General features: G+C 61.2%; 11 protein-coding genes and 5 pseudogenes. 10 read left to right on the forward strand and 6 right to left on the reverse strand.

Annotated features, from left to right (window positions below; all coding sequences use genetic code 11):
- Positions 1 to 427: 427 nt before the first annotated feature.
- Together Q4543_RS24670 and Q4543_RS21855 are read right to left on the reverse strand one after the other, a co-directional pair.
- On the reverse strand, positions 428 to 820 hold the full coding sequence (locus tag Q4543_RS24670; protein WP_368502181.1) for a transposase family protein: 393 nt from the start codon (positions 818 to 820) through the stop codon (positions 428 to 430).
- Positions 765 to 989, reverse strand: coding sequence for a hypothetical protein (locus tag Q4543_RS21855; RefSeq protein ID WP_303441863.1), 225 nt, complete (start codon positions 987 to 989; stop codon positions 765 to 767). Before Q4543_RS21855 ends, Q4543_RS24670 begins: the two co-directional genes overlap by 56 nt.
- A gap of 624 nt (positions 990 to 1,613) precedes the next feature.
- On the opposite strand from Q4543_RS21855, the gene serC reads away from it, so the two are divergent.
- Positions 1,614 to 2,804 carry a 3-phosphoserine/phosphohydroxythreonine transaminase gene (gene serC, locus Q4543_RS21860; RefSeq protein WP_303441865.1) on the forward strand — a complete coding sequence of 397 codons (1,191 nt, stop codon included), beginning with the start codon at positions 1,614 to 1,616 and terminating at the stop codon, positions 2,802 to 2,804.
- Between the two features lie 180 nt (positions 2,805 to 2,984).
- Here the strand turns inward: serC and Q4543_RS21865 are convergent, their stop codons facing one another.
- Positions 2,985 to 3,986 carry a LysR family transcriptional regulator gene (locus Q4543_RS21865; RefSeq protein WP_303441867.1) on the reverse strand — a complete coding sequence of 334 codons (1,002 nt, stop codon included), beginning with the start codon at positions 3,984 to 3,986 and terminating at the stop codon, positions 2,985 to 2,987.
- Between the two features lie 297 nt (positions 3,987 to 4,283).
- Between Q4543_RS21865 and Q4543_RS21870 the strand changes: the two genes are divergently transcribed.
- The 6 genes from Q4543_RS21870 to Q4543_RS21895 all read left to right on the forward strand — a co-directional run bounded on the left by Q4543_RS21870 (position 4,284) and on the right by Q4543_RS21895 (position 12,103).
- The gene (locus Q4543_RS21870; RefSeq protein WP_303441869.1) at positions 4,284 to 6,707 is read left to right on the forward strand and encodes an FAD-dependent oxidoreductase; all 2,424 of its coding nucleotides are present in this window, start codon (positions 4,284 to 4,286) and stop codon (positions 6,705 to 6,707) included.
- 38 nt (positions 6,708 to 6,745) lie between these two features.
- A complete protein-coding gene (locus tag Q4543_RS21875; protein WP_303441871.1) occupies positions 6,746 to 7,504 on the forward strand; it encodes an electron transfer flavoprotein subunit beta/FixA family protein in 759 nt (252 codons plus the stop codon).
- Positions 7,504 to 8,427, forward strand: a complete 924-nt coding sequence (locus Q4543_RS21880) for an electron transfer flavoprotein subunit alpha/FixB family protein (RefSeq protein WP_303441873.1) — start codon at positions 7,504 to 7,506, stop codon at positions 8,425 to 8,427. The genes Q4543_RS21875 and Q4543_RS21880 overlap by 1 nt, the downstream gene beginning before the upstream one ends.
- Positions 8,424 to 9,326, forward strand: a complete 903-nt coding sequence (gene folD / locus Q4543_RS21885) for a bifunctional methylenetetrahydrofolate dehydrogenase/methenyltetrahydrofolate cyclohydrolase FolD (RefSeq protein WP_303441875.1) — start codon at positions 8,424 to 8,426, stop codon at positions 9,324 to 9,326. Before Q4543_RS21880 ends, folD begins: the two co-directional genes overlap by 4 nt.
- Before the next feature lie 16 nt (positions 9,327 to 9,342).
- The gene (purU, locus tag Q4543_RS21890; protein ID WP_303441877.1) at positions 9,343 to 10,227 is read left to right on the forward strand and encodes a formyltetrahydrofolate deformylase; all 885 of its coding nucleotides are present in this window, start codon (positions 9,343 to 9,345) and stop codon (positions 10,225 to 10,227) included.
- Between the two features lie 214 nt (positions 10,228 to 10,441).
- Positions 10,442 to 12,103, forward strand: a complete 1,662-nt coding sequence (locus Q4543_RS21895) for an electron transfer flavoprotein-ubiquinone oxidoreductase (protein WP_303441879.1) — start codon at positions 10,442 to 10,444, stop codon at positions 12,101 to 12,103.
- Positions 12,104 to 12,399: 296 nt separating this feature from the next.
- Here the strand turns inward: Q4543_RS21895 and Q4543_RS21900 are convergent, their stop codons facing one another.
- Entirely contained in the window at positions 12,400 to 12,543 is a 144-nt protein-coding gene (locus tag Q4543_RS21900; RefSeq protein WP_303441881.1) for a hypothetical protein, read from the reverse strand.
- A 112-nt stretch (positions 12,544 to 12,655) separates the two neighbouring features.
- On the opposite strand from Q4543_RS21900, the pseudogene Q4543_RS21905 reads away from it, so the two are divergent.
- Positions 12,656 to 13,492, forward strand: a pseudogene (locus Q4543_RS21905) (transposase).
- Positions 13,381 to 13,632: pseudogene (locus tag Q4543_RS21910) on the forward strand (transposase); the annotation flags it as partial. The pseudogenes Q4543_RS21905 and Q4543_RS21910, both read left to right, overlap by 112 nt.
- Positions 13,633 to 13,968: 336 nt before the next feature.
- On the opposite strand, the pseudogene Q4543_RS21915 reads toward Q4543_RS21910, so the two are convergent.
- Both Q4543_RS21915 and Q4543_RS21920 read right to left on the reverse strand, forming a co-directional pair.
- Positions 13,969 to 14,058 (reverse strand): annotated as a pseudogene (locus tag Q4543_RS21915) (transposase); the annotation flags it as partial.
- Positions 14,059 to 14,221: 163 nt separating this feature from the next.
- Positions 14,222 to 15,050: pseudogene (locus tag Q4543_RS21920) on the reverse strand (IS5 family transposase); the annotation flags it as partial.
- A gap of 81 nt (positions 15,051 to 15,131) precedes the next feature.
- On the opposite strand from Q4543_RS21920, the pseudogene Q4543_RS21925 reads away from it, so the two are divergent.
- Positions 15,132 to 15,545: pseudogene (locus Q4543_RS21925) on the forward strand (IS110 family transposase); the annotation flags it as partial.
- Positions 15,546 to 15,621 lie beyond the last annotated feature (76 nt).

The following is a 15,621-nucleotide window of genomic DNA, read 5'->3' on the forward strand; positions in this document are numbered from 1 at the left end:
GGTTGGTTCTCGCAACCCGACCCTACCGGGAAACCCGATGGCCACCGTAAGCTACACCACGTCTGGGGACGTCACCTCCGGCCCCGCAAGCGCCTCGCTGAAATCGCCCCTCGAGATGCCCTGCAAGTAAAGCCAGGGCAGACGCCCGTCTACCGACTTGGTCTTGCGCAGATCGGGCGCGACCAGCGACGAGCGGAACGTGATCTTGCTGCCGTCCGCATTGGACCCGTGGACCCTGCACAGGCACCGTCCCGATCCCGGTCATGACTTCGCGCTCAGGCTGAAAGCCGTGGCGCACCAGACGCTGGCGGCCTTCATCGTCCAGCAAGTGGGCATGCTCGGCAATGAACGCCAAAACGTCGGCTTGAACCGCCGCGCGCAGGAACCTATCCTTGCTCACCCCGAACCGCGGTCAGCGTCCAAGCGCCTAGGCCGGGCGAGTGCCCATCGCGCGGCCAAGATAGGCGATGAGGTCCTGAAAGCGCCCGGTCCGGCGGCCATGGCGGTACGCGAGGCAATCTGGAACTCTCTCGCTGAAAGTCGTCGTGGGACAGTGCGCCGCAACGCAGCGGAACCGCTGCATCGACAAGCGTACCTGCACGAAACGACCATGCGCTGGAAAATCCTTAAGGTGCCGGACAGAACGTTCATGCCGGCGTGAAGATCGCTGTCCGCAACCCGGGCAGATCACCTCGCTGTCAATACCCTCTGCGTCCATCGCAAGGATCGCTACGTCCACGCTGTATACCGTGGCGCAAAGCCCTTCAGGCAACAGCCAGGTGTCGAAACGTCCTGTCATGGCGCTCATCCCCTTCAGCATCCATGCCAAATGTAGGGGTTATACCGCAAAACATCACAAAATGTGCGCCAGAGCCAATTTCGCGGGCCTGTTCAAAGCTTGGGCGGCGGTAGAGCAAACGCGTGCAGAAGAGCTGAGAATTTGCCGGGAGCAGTTCCGGTTCATCGGCCCGGAGTTGCTGCTCTGCCATGTCGCCCCCTCGCTACGTGAGGGCAGAATCGTCGGGGAGCGATACAGGCATAGGCTCGGCGGGGCCGTGTGGCTGGGCTAGGCGCCTTGCGACGGGGAGCTTCTGGCTTCCAGCTGCGCGATCGCGGTGGCCGGACACTCTGTGTCGGCGAGAGCCATTTTTGAAGCCGCTCCACGATCCTGAATCCGAGCGTGTCAAAATCTGACGCCCCGGCGCGGCTACGGCGGAAAAACGTGATCCGCCTTCCATCCTGCGAGCGGATGCGGGGCGTGATGTGCCGGGCGCCGCCCATCCCCCGCCGCTTGCGGCCACATGGCGCACTGGCCCAATCCATAGCGATGCACTGGTCCAATCCACGCGGGCCATCTCTATCTATGCACTGTTTCCAGAGACCTCCCCAACCCTCTGGAGACCGCAACATTGCTGACAGCGCCCCCCTTTGCTCTTGATATCGGCCGCCTTCGGGTCAGCCGCGCTGCGTGGGTTAGCTGCCTTTGTTCTTGGGGTTTCGCCCGTGCCCGCCCACGCCTTGCCACGCGCAACAGCGATGGCGACGGGGAACGCGCCCGGGCAAGAGGACTGGTTTCCGCAACATCGACCCCTATAGCCACGAGGTGACATGGCATGAGCTACCTGAATAATATTGATCATCCCGCCCTCTCCGGTTCGCTCAACCCTCCGGTGCCCGCAGATGACATCACCAACTTCAGCCCGGGCCCGACGTCCCTGCCCAAGGCTGTCGAAGAGATGATCGCCGCCGGATTCGGCAAGCCGGGCCTGACCTCGTTGGCCCTGTCGCACCGGTCGCCCGAATTTCTCGAGATCTTCAACCACGCCGTGGCCTCGGTCAGGAAGGTGATGAATATCCCAGAAAACTATGAAGTGCTGTTCACCCACGGCGGCGGGCACGGGCAGTTCGCCGCCGTGCCGCTGAACCTGTGCCACGAGGCGTCCGATGTCGCCACCTATGTGGTCAACGGCACCTGGTCGCAACGCGGCGCCGATGAGGGCAAGCGGTACTGCCGCGTCCAGACCATCGATGCCCGTGATACGAAAACCGGAGCGTACAACAGCTTTCCAGAGCTGACCGAAGAGACCATCGATCCGGACAGCAAATATGTCTATCTGTGCTCGAATGAGACCGTGAACGGCATTGAGCTGCACAGGCTTCCGAAGCTGCCCGAAGCGCGCAAGCACATTCCGCTGGTCGTGGATGCCAGCTCCGATTTCTCGACCAAGCCGATCGACTGGATCGACAGCGGCATCGGGGTCCTTTTCGCCTGCGCCTCGAAGAACATCGGCCACCCCGGCGTGACTGTGACCGTGATCCGCAAAGACCTGCTGGGCAAGGACAAGGCCTCACCGCTGTGCCCGGGCGTCTTCAACTACACGACGAACAGCGAGGCGGGCAATCTCTGGAACACTCCGGCGACCTTCAACATCGAAGTCATCGGACACATGATGGATTGGATCGCGGCCGAGGGCGGCATCGACGAAATCGAACGCCGCTCTATCGCGAAAGCCAAGGCGATCTATGACGTCATCGACGGCTCTGAAGGCTTTTACGACTCCCCTGTCACCGACAAGACGTTCAGAAGCCGGATGAATGTTCCGTTCAGGATCGCTGGCGGCGACGAGGAGCTGACCAACCGGTTCCTGATCCAAAGCTGGGACAACGGCCTGATCGGGCTTCGGACGCTGACGCCTTTTGGGATCGGTGAATACCTGCGCGCCAGCCTCTACACCGGCGTCGCCTTGGAAGGCGCCGAGAAACTGGCTGCCTTCATGCGCGACTTTGCGCGCGAAAATAGCTGACAGGGCCGGTAGCTCACGCGAGCGGGCGGTCGTTGCAATGACACGATTGCCCGCTCATTCGGCTTTTTCTTCATAATTTTCGCGCCGGCACAGGATCTTTGACGATCCGAAGCTGCCGGGGATGCCTCCGGCGCACATTGCGGCACCGGCGAAACGCATGGCGCAGACTATGGGCAAAGCTTAGGACCCGTCATGCACTTCGAGCGCCGAGGCCACGTTCGGCGCCGTTCTGGCGAACTCCGGGAACAGCTCGTTCTTCAGTTGAATACGGAATTGCTCTGCCAGAATATCCGGGATCACGCCCAGCTCGTTCATCCGGTTGATCAGATAGATCGGGCGGGACAGCCCCGTAAATGGCAGCGGATAGATGTCCACCTTTTGGCGGAAACGGTTTGCGTCCAGTATGCTGAGCGGCGTGGCCAGCGTCCAACCGCCAGCATGTGCAACGGTGGCAATCACCGAGCGGCTGGTTTCAAAGGCAAAGCGACGCGGCACGTCGAAGCCGATCCGCTTCATGTGGGTTGCAACAAGCTGCCCCAAGGGCATTGCATCGGAAAATTGCACAAACGGCAGTTGCGACAGCGTCTCGCGCCAATCATCCGAGGGGCGGTATTTGCTGCGCGCCGTGACCAGAACAAACTGTTCGCGGTAGAGTTCCTGAATGTGGAATTTGTGGATGTCGGCGGGAATGCTCGCCGTCACCGCAATATCCGCTGCGCGCGAGATGAGCCGCGACGTAACCTCATCGGAGCGCCCCGAAAAGGTGCAGATATAGCTGTTCGCCATATGCCCTTGCAGGACCGTCGCCATCACAGGCGCGAGAGAGGCGTCCAGATCATCGATGATCGCGAAATTCAGAACCGGAAGGCTGTCGACGTTGAATTCCGCCAGCGAGGCCTCTGCCGCAGAGACCATCGCCATGATGCGATGCGCGTGCAAGCTCAGAACATTGCCGGCGGGGGTCAGCGAAATCGGCTTTTGCTTGCGATCGAACAGCTTTGAGCCAAGGCTCTGCTCCAGAATGGTGATGTTTTGCGAGACATTGGATTTGCTCATCCCCAGCACCTTGGCCGCCTCGGCAACCGAGCGCACCTCTTCCAGAGCGATGAAGACCCGCAGCCCACGCAGGGTCATGCGATCCGAATAATCGGTCCGAACGCGGGATATTTGAGGCGAATCCACCATTTTCTTCCGTCACACCTATTCTTTTTTCGTGAACGCGAAACAGGCCCATTCTAAAAATGCCCGAATTTCAGGCACCCCCGCCTGTCACGCAAAGTTCGCGTCTCGCCTCGATCTGAACAAATATACCCCATGAAAACAAGGAAAACAAAGCGAGTTTGGAGCTTTCCCTGCCGCCTTGCCACGTTCGCGTTTCATTTTTCACGCGTTCTGTTTTCCTGAACCGATCCATAGAAAATTGACCCAAATTCGGCGGAGGGCTTTAGCAGAACAAAGAGTTTCTCACATGAGGTCGACATGAAAACGCGCACGAAAGTTGTTGTTATCGGTGGCGGTATCGCTGGCTGCTCCACGCTTTACCATCTTACCCAGGAAGGTTGGACTGATGTCGTTCTTGTCGAACGCAACGAGCTGACCTCGGGCACCACTTGGCACTCTGCTGCGCAGGTGACCAATTTTGGCGCCACGCAAACCATGGTCGGGCTGAAAACCCATTCCATCGCGCTCTACAAAGAGCTGGCCGAAGACCCCGAATACCCGATCAACTACCACCACGCGGATGGTGGCATCCGCCTTGCCAACACCGAAGCGCAGATGGAAGGCTATCGCCATTTCATCAGCGTCGCCAAGGGCATGGGCGTGGATTTCGAACTGATTGACGCGGAAGAATGTGCGCGCCGTCACCCGCTTGTCTCGACCGACAACCTTCTGGGCGGCCTTTGGGATCCGCTCGATGGCGACATCGACCCCGCCCAGTTGTGTCAGGCCCTGGCCCGTCGCGCGCGTCTGGCTGGCGCCGAGGTCTACCGCAACACGCCAGTGACCGGCCTCACCCAGCACAAGGACGACACCTGGACCGTCCACACCGAAAATGGCGACATTGATTGTGACATCGTGGTCAACGCCTGTGGCTACCGCGTCAACGAAGTGGGCGCGATGATGGGCGTTCATCACCCCGTCGCCTCGATGGAGCACCAGTACTTCCTGACCGAGCCAATCAAGGCGATCGAAGAGTCCGATTTCCGCATGCCGCTGCTGCGCTGCCCGATCAGCGACTATTACTGCCGTCAGGAAAAGAACGGTCTGCTCGTGGGTTTCTACGAACAGGATTGCAAGACCTGGGGAATGGACGGCATCGACCCGAACTTCGTCAACGCGCTGTGCCCCGACGATCTGGACCGCGTGATGGATGTGCTTGAAGGCGCGTTCGAACGTATGCCGGCGCTGACCGAAGTCGGCATCCACTCGATCGTCAACGGCCCGATCACCTACACCATCGACGGCGCCCCGCTGGTGGGTCCGATCCCCGGAAAGCGCAACGCCTTTTGCATCATCGGCCTGCGCGCAGGCCTTGGCGAAGGCGGCGGTCACGGCTGGCTTCTGGCGCAACAGATCGTGCATGGCGAAGCCTGCTACGACACATGGGTCATCGACCCGCGCCGTTTCACCGGTCATGCCAATGTGGAACTGACGGCCCTCAAGGCCATCGAGGATTACCAGAACGAATTCCGCTTCCATTTCCCGCACGAGCATCGCCCTGCGGGTCGTCCGGCGAAAACCACGCCGATCACCCCCATTCTTGCCGCAGCAGGCGCGGAATTCGGTGTGGTCAACGGTTGGGAACGGATGGAATTCATCAAGCCGACACCGGATTTCCACCAGACCTACAGCTTCAAGTTCAACGAGACCTTCGACGTGGTCGCCGAAGAGGTCAAAGCCGTGCAAACGTCGGTCGGCATGACCGAGGTGAACGGGTTCAACCGCTTCGAAATCACCGGACCGGGGGCGCGGGACTGGTTGGACACCATCGTCTGTAGCCGCGTTCCGAAAAAGATCGGCAAGGTGGGCCTGACCTATCTGCTGAACGATCACGGCAACATCAAAGGCGAAGCCACGCTGGCCAACCTGTCCGAAGACAAGATCTGGTACGGCTCGGCTGCCGCCTCGGAATATCACGACATGGACTGGCTGCAAAAGCACCTGCCGAAAGACGGCTCCGTCGAGATCAAATCCCTGACCAACGATTACACGATCCTCGTGATCGCAGGGCCGAAATCCCGTGACGTGCTCTCTGCGGTCTCGCGCGGCGACTGGTCCAAGGAGGCCTTCCCGTGGCTGTCCGTGCGCGAAGCCTTCATCGGCATTGCCCCCGCCGTGGTGATGTCGGTGAGTTTCTCTGGCGAGCTGGCCTATGAGATCCATGTGCCGAACAACCAGCTTTATGCAGCCTACCTCGCGCTGCGCGGAGCGGGCGAGACATTCGGCATGAAGCTCTTCGGCAGCATGGCGGTGGAGTCCATGCGGCTTGAAAAAGGCTACCGTCACTGGAAGGCCGATCTCATCACCGAATTCAACCCGTTCGAGAGCGACCTGCCCCGCTTCGTCAAGCTCGACAAGCCCGCGTTCATCGGCAAGGACGCCCTGCTCAAGATGAAGGAAGACGGCCCGCGTCGGAGCTTCGTGTCCCTCGTGATCGATTGCACCCACGCACCGGCGCATGGCGGCGACAGCATCGTGGATGCGGATGGCAAATGCGTCGGCACGATCACCTCTGCCGGCTGGGGCTACCGGACCAGCAAGAACATCGCCATGGGCTTCGTCGACCCGGAATTCGCAGCCATCGGCACCGAGGTCTTTGTCGAGGTGATCGGCGAGTCGATTGCGGCGAAAGTGGTCGAGCCGGACCTTTACGACCCCGAATACGCACGGATCCGCGCCTAAGCGCGGATCTTCCTCCCCTCTCATAAGGATATGAATCCATGAAAATTCTCGTTCCTGTGAAACGCGTGGTCGATTACAACGTCAAGGTCCGTGTGAAAGCGGACGGCAGCAGCGTCGATCTTGCCAATGTGAAAATGTCGGTGAATCCGTTCGACGAGATCGCGATCGAAGAAGCCGTCCGCCTCAAGGAAAAGGGTGTCGCAAGCGAAGTGGTCGCGGTGTCCATCGGCGTTGCCAAGGCCGAAGAAGCCCTGCGCACCGCGCTGGCCATGGGGGCCGACCGCGCCATTCTGATCACGGCGGCAGAGGATGTTCACACCGACATCGAACCGCTGGCCGTGGCGAAACTCTTGCACAAGGTTGTCGAGGCGGAACAGCCAGGTCTTGTGATCGCCGGCAAACAGGCGATCGACAACGACATGAACGCGACGGGTCAGATGCTGGCCGCGCTTCTGGGTTGGGGGCAGGCGACCTCCGCCTCGGCACTCGAAATCGCCGAGGGAACCGCCCGCATCACCCGCGAAGTGGACGGCGGTTTGCAAGTGGTCGAGGTCAAGCTTCCGGCGATTGTGACCTGTGACCTGCGCCTCAACGAGCCGCGATACGCGTCCTTGCCGAACATCATGAAGGCCAAGAAAAAGCCACTCGATAAGAAGACACCTGCCGATTACGGCATCGATGTCTCGCCGCGCCTTGACGTGATCAAGACCGAAGAGCCCGCGATGCGCGCCGCAGGCCAGAAAGTGGGCTCGGTCAACGAGCTGGTTTCCAAACTCAAAGAAGCAGGGGTGGCCTGATGTCGGTACTTCTCGTCGCTGAAATCTCTGGCGCAACCATCGCGCTTGATACCACGGCCAAAGCTTTGGCAGCAGCAACAGCTCTGGGGCCGGTTACGGTTCTGGCTGCGGGCGAAGGTGTTGATCCCGCCCCTCTGGCCGCGCTCGAGGGCGTCGCCAAGGTGCTGCATGTCGAGGGCGCGGATTACGGTCACCAGATGCCCGAGGCCCTCACCGAGCTTCTGCGTGCACACGCGCCGGGCTTCACCCATATCGTGGCCCCCGCAACCTCTGCGGCCAAAGCTGCCTTGCCACGTCTGGCGGCGCTTCTGGACGTGATGGTGATCTCTGATGTCGTGGCCATCGAAAGCGCCGACACCTTTGTGCGTCCGATCTATGCGGGCAATGCGATCCAGACCGTACAGTCCAAGGATCCGGTCAAGGTTCTGACCATCCGCACAGCAGGGTTCGAGGCAGCTGCCGCAACGGGCTCCGCCCCCATTGAAACGCTGGAGCCGGTGGCGACAGGCGATCTCGCCGTGTGGATCGAAGACCGCGTCGTGACCTCCGACCGCCCCGAGCTGACCTCGGCGAAAGTGGTGGTCTCTGGCGGACGCGGCGTCGGCTCTGAAGCGAACTTTGCCCTGATCGAAGGTCTTGCCGATACGCTGGAGGCCGCCGTCGGCGCGTCGCGTGCAGCGGTGGACAGCGGCTTTGCGCCAAACGAGAAGCAGGTCGGTCAGACCGGGAAAGTGGTCGCCCCTGATCTTTACATCGCCTGCGGCATCTCCGGTGCCATCCAGCACCTTGCCGGGATGAAAGACAGCAAGATCATCGTCGCGATCAACAAGGACGAAGAAGCGCCGATCTTCCAGGTCGCCGACTTCGGTCTGGTGTCCGATCTGTTCGACGCTGTCCCCGAGTTGACCGAGTCGCTCAAATGACAGCGCAGCTTATCGACGGCAAGGCGTTCGCAACGGAGCTTCGCAGCTGCGTGAAAACTGCCGTCGCACAGATCAAGGCCGAGCGCGGGATCACCCCGGGCTTGGCCGTCATCCTCGTCGGCAGCGATCCGGCCTCCGAGGTCTATGTACGCTCGAAGGGCAAACAGACGGTTGAAGCCGGAATGAACTCTTACGAGTTTCGCCTGTCCGAAGACACGTCCGAAGCAGAGCTGCTGGGCCTGATCGAACGGCTCAACACCGATCCCGAGGTGCACGGGATTCTGGTGCAGCTGCCCCTACCCGCGCATCTGGACAGCAAGCTGGTGATCAACGCCATCGATCCGCACAAGGATGTCGATGGGTTCCACACCACCAATGTCGGCATGGTGGGCACCGGACAGGACGCAATCGTGCCCTGTACCCCGCGTGGCTGCATGATGATGCTGGCACAGATCTACCCTGATCTTCGCGGCAAGACGGCACTGGTGATCGGACATTCCAACATCGTTGGCAAGCCGATGGGCCGGATGCTGCTCAACGCCGACTGCACGGTCATCGTGGCGCACAAATCCTCGACCAACATTCCCGAGCTGGCGCGTATGGCCGATATCGTCGTGGTTGCCGCCGGTGTGCCCGGACTGGTGAAAGCCGATTGGATCAAGCCCGGCGCAACGGTGATCGATGTGGGGATCAATCGCGTCCCCGCCCCCGAACGTGGCGAGGGCAAGACCCGTCTTGTCGGCGATGTCTGCTTTGACGATGTGTCCAAGGTTGCAGGGGCGATCACCCCTGTGCCCGGCGGCGTTGGGCCCATGACCATCGCCTGTCTTCTGGCCAACACGCTAAGCGCCTGTTGCCATCTTCATTCCCTCCCGGAACCGACGCTTCTGGGCGTTTGACAAGGACCCCGTATCCATGACCATTTTCTGCCTCACCGTCACCTGCCCGAGTCAACGCGGCATCGTTGCGGCGATCTCTGGCAAGCTCGCCGAGCTTGGCTGCAACATCACCGACAGTTCACAATTCGACGACACGCAGACCGATCAGTTCTTCATGCGTGTGAGCTTTCGCTCCGAAACCGGCGCCGATCTGGCAAAGATCGAGGAAAGCTTTGCCCCGATCGCCGAAAAATTCGACATGACCTACGCGTTCCACGACGAGCGGGTGAAGATGAAAGTGGTCATCATGGTCTCGCGCTTCGGCCATTGCCTGAATGATCTGCTTTACCGCTGGCGCATCGGCGCGCTGCCCATCGATATCGTGGCGGTGATCTCGAACCACATGGATTATCAGAAGGTTGTCGTGAACAGCGACATTCCGTTCCATTGCATCAAGGTCACCAAGGAGAACAAGCCCCAAGCCGAAGCCGCGATCATGAAAGTGGTCGAAGACTGCGGTGCCGAGCTCATCGTTCTGGCGCGGTACATGCAAATCCTGTCGGATGAGATGTGCACAAAGATGTCGGGCCGGATCATCAACATCCACCACTCCTTCCTGCCGTCGTTCAAAGGCGCGAACCCTTACAAGCAGGCTTTCGCGCGCGGCGTGAAACTGATCGGGGCGACCTCGCATTACGTGACCGCCGATCTGGACGAAGGTCCGATCATCGAACAGGATACCGTGCGGATCACCCATGCCCAAAGCCCGGAGGACTACGTTTCCCTGGGCCGTGATGTGGAAAGCCAGGCCCTGGCCCGCGCCATTCATGCCCATGCCAATCACCGCGTGTTCCTGAATGGTAACAAGACGGTGGTGTTCCAGGCGTCGCCGGGAAGCTATTCCAGCGAGCGCATGGGGTAAGGCGCAGTCGGCCCGCCAGGGCCGACCACCGCTCTCTTGGACAAAGTTGATGTCCGCAAGGCGCCCGTAGCTTTGCAAGCGCCGCGCCAGACGGCACAGGCTCACGATCCAAACGGGGACCAATCCCCATACCCACACGAAACCAAGATCCATGCCCACCCGAGACGCCATCGGGCAGCCCGACCATTCAAACCAGACATAAAGGACCGCCAGCGTGACCGAGATAACCCGCGAAGCCATGGAGTATGATGTCGTGATCGTCGGCGCGGGTCCTTCGGGCCTGAGCGCCGCGATCCGGCTGAAACAGATCGACCCCGCAATTGAGGTCGTGGTGTTGGAAAAAGGATCCGAGGTGGGGGCGCACATCCTGTCGGGCGCGGTCCTGGACCCGGTGGGACTGACAACCCTGTTCCCCGACTGGAAAGACAAAGGCGCGCCTGTGACCACCGAGGTCCGGGAAGACAACTTCTACATGCTTGGCGCCAGCGGCAAGATCCGTCTTCCGAATTGGCCGATGCCGAAACTCATGTCGAACCACGGCAATTATATCGTCTCCATGGGCAACGTTTGCCGCTGGCTGGCCGAACAGGCTGAAGACTTGGGTGTCGAGATCTTCCCCGGCATGGCAGCCTCGGAAATCGTCTGGGACAAGGATGAAAACGGTCGCGACTATGTGGCGGGCGTTGTCGCGGGCGAGTTCGGGCGCGACGCAGACGGCTCCATCGGTGGCAACTACGAGCCGGGCATGGAATTGCGCGGCAAATACGTCTTTCTCGGCGAAGGCGTACGCGGATCGCTGTCCAAGGAGGTGATCGCGAAATTCGATCTCTCCGCCGGCAAGCAACCCCAGAAATTTGGCCTTGGCATGAAGGAAATCTGGGAAATCGACCCTGCGAAACACCGCGAGGGCACGGTGAGCCACACCATGGGCTGGCCGCTGGGCAAGAACGCTGGTGGCGGGTCCTTTATCTATCACGCGGCGAACAATCAGGTCTTTATCGGGCTTGTCACCCACCTGAACTACGAGAACCCGCATGTGTACCCGTACATGGAATTCCAGCGCCTCAAACATCACCCGATGATTGCCGAGCTTCTGGAGGGCGGCAAACGTGTGGCCTATGGCGCGCGGGCGATCTCCGAAGGCGGCTATCAGTCGCTGCCGAAGCTGACCTTTCCGGGGGGTGTGCTGCTCGGCTGCTCGGCCGGCATGGTCAACGTGCCGCGGATCAAGGGGAATCACAACGCCATGCTGTCGGGAATTGCCGCCGCCGAGGCCGCAGCCACGGCCATTGCGACGCAGCAGGTGAGCGGCGAGCTCACCGAATACGAGACCGCCATCCACGAGGGGCCGGTCGGCAGAGACCTCAGACCAGTGCGCAATGTCAAACCTCTCTGGGCCAAGCTTGGCCTGCTGGGGTCCCTGGCTCTCGGCGGGCTGGATATGTGGACCAACGCGCTGTTTGGCGTCTCGGTCTTCGGCACGCTCAAACACGGAAAAACCGACGCAGACGCCACCGGCCCCGCCGACAAGTTTCCCCGAATCGACTACCCCAAACCCGACGGGGTCTTGTCCTTTGATCGGCTGACCAACGTCGCCTTCGCGGCCACCAACCACGAAGAAAGCCAGCCTTGCCACCTCAAGCTTGCGCAGGCCGAGGTCCCGATCACAGTGAACCTGCCCAGATTCAACGAACCGGCCCAAAGGTACTGTCCTGCGGGCGTCTACGAGCTTGTCGAGAAAGACGGAAAGCACGAGTTCGTCGTCAACTTCCAGAACTGCGTCCACTGCAAGACCTGCGACATCAAGGACCCGTCGCAAAACATCACATGGACCACACCGCAAGGTGCTGACGGGCCGAACTACCCAAATATGTGAGATAAGTGGGAGGCGGGTATTCGCGACAGCATCGCGTTTTCAGCCTGAGAAGGAGCCTAATCCGTTCATCATTGCAAGGGCTTGGCTGGAGGATTTACGCGGTCCTTCGCAAGATCCGGGCGTGGCCATCCCGCCGCTCCCCATTTTGCGGCGCTCCCCAGGCGTCCAGTCCCGGCATCTGGTCGAAGGTATTCAGGGTGTATCTATCCGGCTCTGAAGTCCGGATTTTGTAGATGTATATGTAGGGCATGAGGGTCTATGTGGAGCTATTGTCAAATCTGGTGTTTGGGTGGTCCTCACGCGGCGGCCTGCTCTTGTGTTGATGGCTTGATGCCGTTGATGAAATCGACGCCTTCGATTACGTCTGCGAGATGAGCGAAGCCACGCAGCTTGCGCCAACTCTTCTCAGCGCATAGCAATGTCCCGACGGTTGGTGTCATTTCCGCCGGTTGCGCGGGCTGAGCGACGTCCGCGCGGGTCGCTTGGCGGCCACGGTTGTTCTTCGGCTAAGGTTCGGTTTGCCGACCTGACCTTTGACCGAGGAGATCAACCATGACCAAGGACAGCCTATCAGAGACCGCCGCACCGCGCGCGCTTTTGTCGGAAACGTCCGACACCCAGCGGCTTGCCGAGATGCTTGGATTTGTCGCCGACCGCCTCATGGCGCTGGATGTCGACGATCTCTGCGGCGCCGGCGCCCATGAGCGCAGCGCCGACCAAGTGACCCACCGCAACGGATACCGGTCGAGGGCGTGGGAGACGCGTGCCGGGAGGGGCGACGTGAAAATCCCCAAGCTGCGCAAGAGCACCTACTTCCCTGAGTTTCTGGAGCCGCGCAGGGCATCGGAGAAAGCGATGACGGCGCTCGAGCATTGTTCTTGAACCAATGGCGAACAAGGTCTCGCTCCAGGAGGCCTATGTCCAGGGCCTCTCGACACGCTCAGTGGACGATTTGGTCAAGGCGATGCATTGCCTGGCAGCGGTTTGACTGCAAACCGCGAGAGGGGCATGACCGGGGTATCGAAGAGCCAGGTTTCTCGGCTTTGCGGCGAGAGGGACGACAGGGCCAACGCATTCCTGGGCCGGCCTCTGGACGGGGAATGGCCGTACCTGTGGCGCGATGCCACCTACATTAAAGTCCGCCGCAGCGGCGTTCGGGGCTGCCCTCGAACCGGTGGCGGGCAAGCCCCTCACCGTCAGCGTCGCGGCCATAGTGGCCGTGGCGGTCAACCTGCCCTCCCGGCAGATTTGCCTTGCAAATCGCCTGCCGGGGAACAGACGGCCGCCGCGAGGTTCTCGGCATCGCCGTCCAGCCCAGCGAGGCCGAGGTCTTCTGGGACGGGTTCCTGCGCTCTCTGGCCGACCGCGGCCTGCGCGGCACCCGCCTGATCATCGCCCCCTCTCATGGTTTACAAGCAAACCACTGCCGGGCAGTGGACGACCACAAGGGCCTGAAGGCCGCCGCTGCCAAGGTGCTCGGCGCGACCGTCCAACGCCGCCACGTGCATTTCATGCGCAACGCACTCGCCTGCGTGGGCAAAAAGGACCGCCCGATCCACTGGCCAACAGGCGAATGGTTGCATTCGCCGAGAGGCGTCACCGCGGCGCTCCGAACCGCTTTCGACCAGGACAGGCTCGCGACATCGAAAGACCACTGGGCCAAGCCCCCTCTCGTCGATGCAGGCATCGCCTGCCGGGCAACGGATCGAAGCCTTCGAACCGCGTCATTCCAAGCTTGCGGAGCGAATGCGCCGCGCCGAGGAGGATGTCTTGGCATCCGGCAAGGGGCGCGCGACCACCATCGCCGCGAACTCCACGTCGTCCCCAGGAGCGGGCAGCACCAGCTTGCCCCGTCGAGCCAGGGTTCGCCACGCTGACAGGTGGTTTGCCTTGACTCCGTGCCGCCGCGCAACAGCAGCAACCGTCGCACCGGGCCGCAACGTCTCCGCCACGATCCGCGCCTTCACTGCGTCAGGCCATTTGCGATTGCGCCGACGGCCTCCATCCTCCGTGAGACCCTCCAGCGTAGCATCCATGGAGAAGCTCCTTCCTGATCCACTCCGTAAGAGCCAATCTCAGATCAGGAAGCCGCGCGGTAGGTGGGGGCAGAACACCGGTTACGGTGGATTTGGTTCGGTTGCTGTTCTTGGCTTGTTCGGTCAGCGGCTTTCCGCGCTGGCCCTTGCGATGGATGTGGTTTCTCAGCCGGCGGGCGCGCAGCTTTGCCTCCATCTCTTCCGACCGGTAGGCCGCATCTGCCCAAACGCCGGAGCCCGTGTTGCACTGCATCAGTAGGTGATCCACCGCTTGGCTATCATGCACGGCGGCATCGGTGACGTGGTAGCGCCGCACCAGTTTGTGCATTCGGCCTGCGTTCACGTGGTTCTTGTAGCCGTAGTGGCTCTGGCCGTGCGTCTTCGACCAGCGGGCATCCAAGTCTTTCTGGCATCGCTTGGCGGGTTTGTTTTCCCAATCCTCGGGCATCTCGCCCTTCTTGATGGTCGCGTTCTCGTCGCGCGTGTTGTGGTTGCGCGGCACCGGAACAATCGAAGCGTCCAGGATCTGCCCGCCGCGGGCGATATGGCCCTGCCGCGCCAGATGCCCGTCGAACTGGCGAAACAGCGTCTCCACCTGCCCCGCCTGCGACAAGGCATCGCGATACAGCCACACTGTCTTGGCGTCCGGAACGCGGTCCGCCAGCCCCAGTCCAAGGAACCGCATGAACGACAGCCGATCCCGCACCTGATACTCGATCTGATCGTCGGAAAGGTTGAAAAGCGCGCTCAGCACCAGCGTCTTGAACATCAGCAACGTCCATCGGCTTGCGCCCCGCGCGGGACTTGCGATCCGCAGCCGGCTTTCGCCAAACCCGTTCAAGGACCGGGCGAAATTCCTCCCAAGGCACCACGGCATCAATCTCGACCAGCGGGTCTCTCTTGGCGTCCAGTTGGCATTGATGATGTGACCGCCCCCCGACAGCATCAACGTGCCAAGGTGGGTCTGGAACGATCCACAAAGGAGAGCGGTCATGTCGGAGATTATCACGGTCGGGCTCGATCTGGCGAAGAATGTCTTTCAGGTGCATGGGGCTGATGGCTCGGGCCAGCCTGTCTTGCGCAAGAAGCTGCGGCGCGCCCAAGTGCTTGAGTTTTTCGGTCAGCTGCCGTCCTGCGTTGTGGCGATGGAAGCCTGTGGCGGCGCGCATTTCTGGGGCCGCGAGATCGGCAAGTTTGGCCACGATGTGCGGCTGATCCCGCCCGCCTACGTCAAGCCGTTCGTCAAGCGGCAGAAGAATGATGCGGCCGATGCCGAGGCAATCTGCGAGGCCGCGCTGCGTCCGACCATGCGCTTCGTGCCGGTGAAGAGCGAGGCGGTCCAGGGGGCGGCGATGGTCTTCCGGGTGCGCGAATTGCTGATCCGGCAGCGCACTCAGACGATCAACGGGTAGTGCCCCGAGAGGTGGTGTAAGAGCGCCGACCTTCGGAGAGGTCCAAGGCTGATCAGGTCGCCACGGCGGA

The organism is Salipiger sp. 1_MG-2023, assembly GCF_030547555.1.
Taxonomy (GTDB): Bacteria; Pseudomonadota; Alphaproteobacteria; order Rhodobacterales; family Rhodobacteraceae; genus Salipiger.

Bases quoted from the DNA above. Each gene is read 5' to 3' on its own strand.
- Q4543_RS24670 (WP_368502181.1), bottom strand. From the start codon at position 820: ATGCTGAAGGGGATGAGCGCCATGACAGGACGTTTCGACACCTGGCTG.
- Q4543_RS21855 (WP_303441863.1), bottom strand. From the start codon at position 989: ATGGCAGAGCAGCAACTCCGGGCCGATGAACCGGAACTGCTCCCGGCA.
- serC (WP_303441865.1), top strand. From the start codon at position 1,614: ATGAGCTACCTGAATAATATTGATCATCCCGCCCTCTCCGGTTCGCTC.
- Q4543_RS21870 (WP_303441869.1), top strand. From the start codon at position 4,284: ATGAAAACGCGCACGAAAGTTGTTGTTATCGGTGGCGGTATCGCTGGC.
- Q4543_RS21875 (WP_303441871.1), top strand. From the start codon at position 6,746: ATGAAAATTCTCGTTCCTGTGAAACGCGTGGTCGATTACAACGTCAAG.
- Q4543_RS21880 (WP_303441873.1), top strand. From the start codon at position 7,504: ATGTCGGTACTTCTCGTCGCTGAAATCTCTGGCGCAACCATCGCGCTT.
- folD (WP_303441875.1), top strand. From the start codon at position 8,424: ATGACAGCGCAGCTTATCGACGGCAAGGCGTTCGCAACGGAGCTTCGC.
- purU (WP_303441877.1), top strand. From the start codon at position 9,343: ATGACCATTTTCTGCCTCACCGTCACCTGCCCGAGTCAACGCGGCATC.
- Q4543_RS21900 (WP_303441881.1), bottom strand. From the start codon at position 12,543: ATGACACCAACCGTCGGGACATTGCTATGCGCTGAGAAGAGTTGGCGC.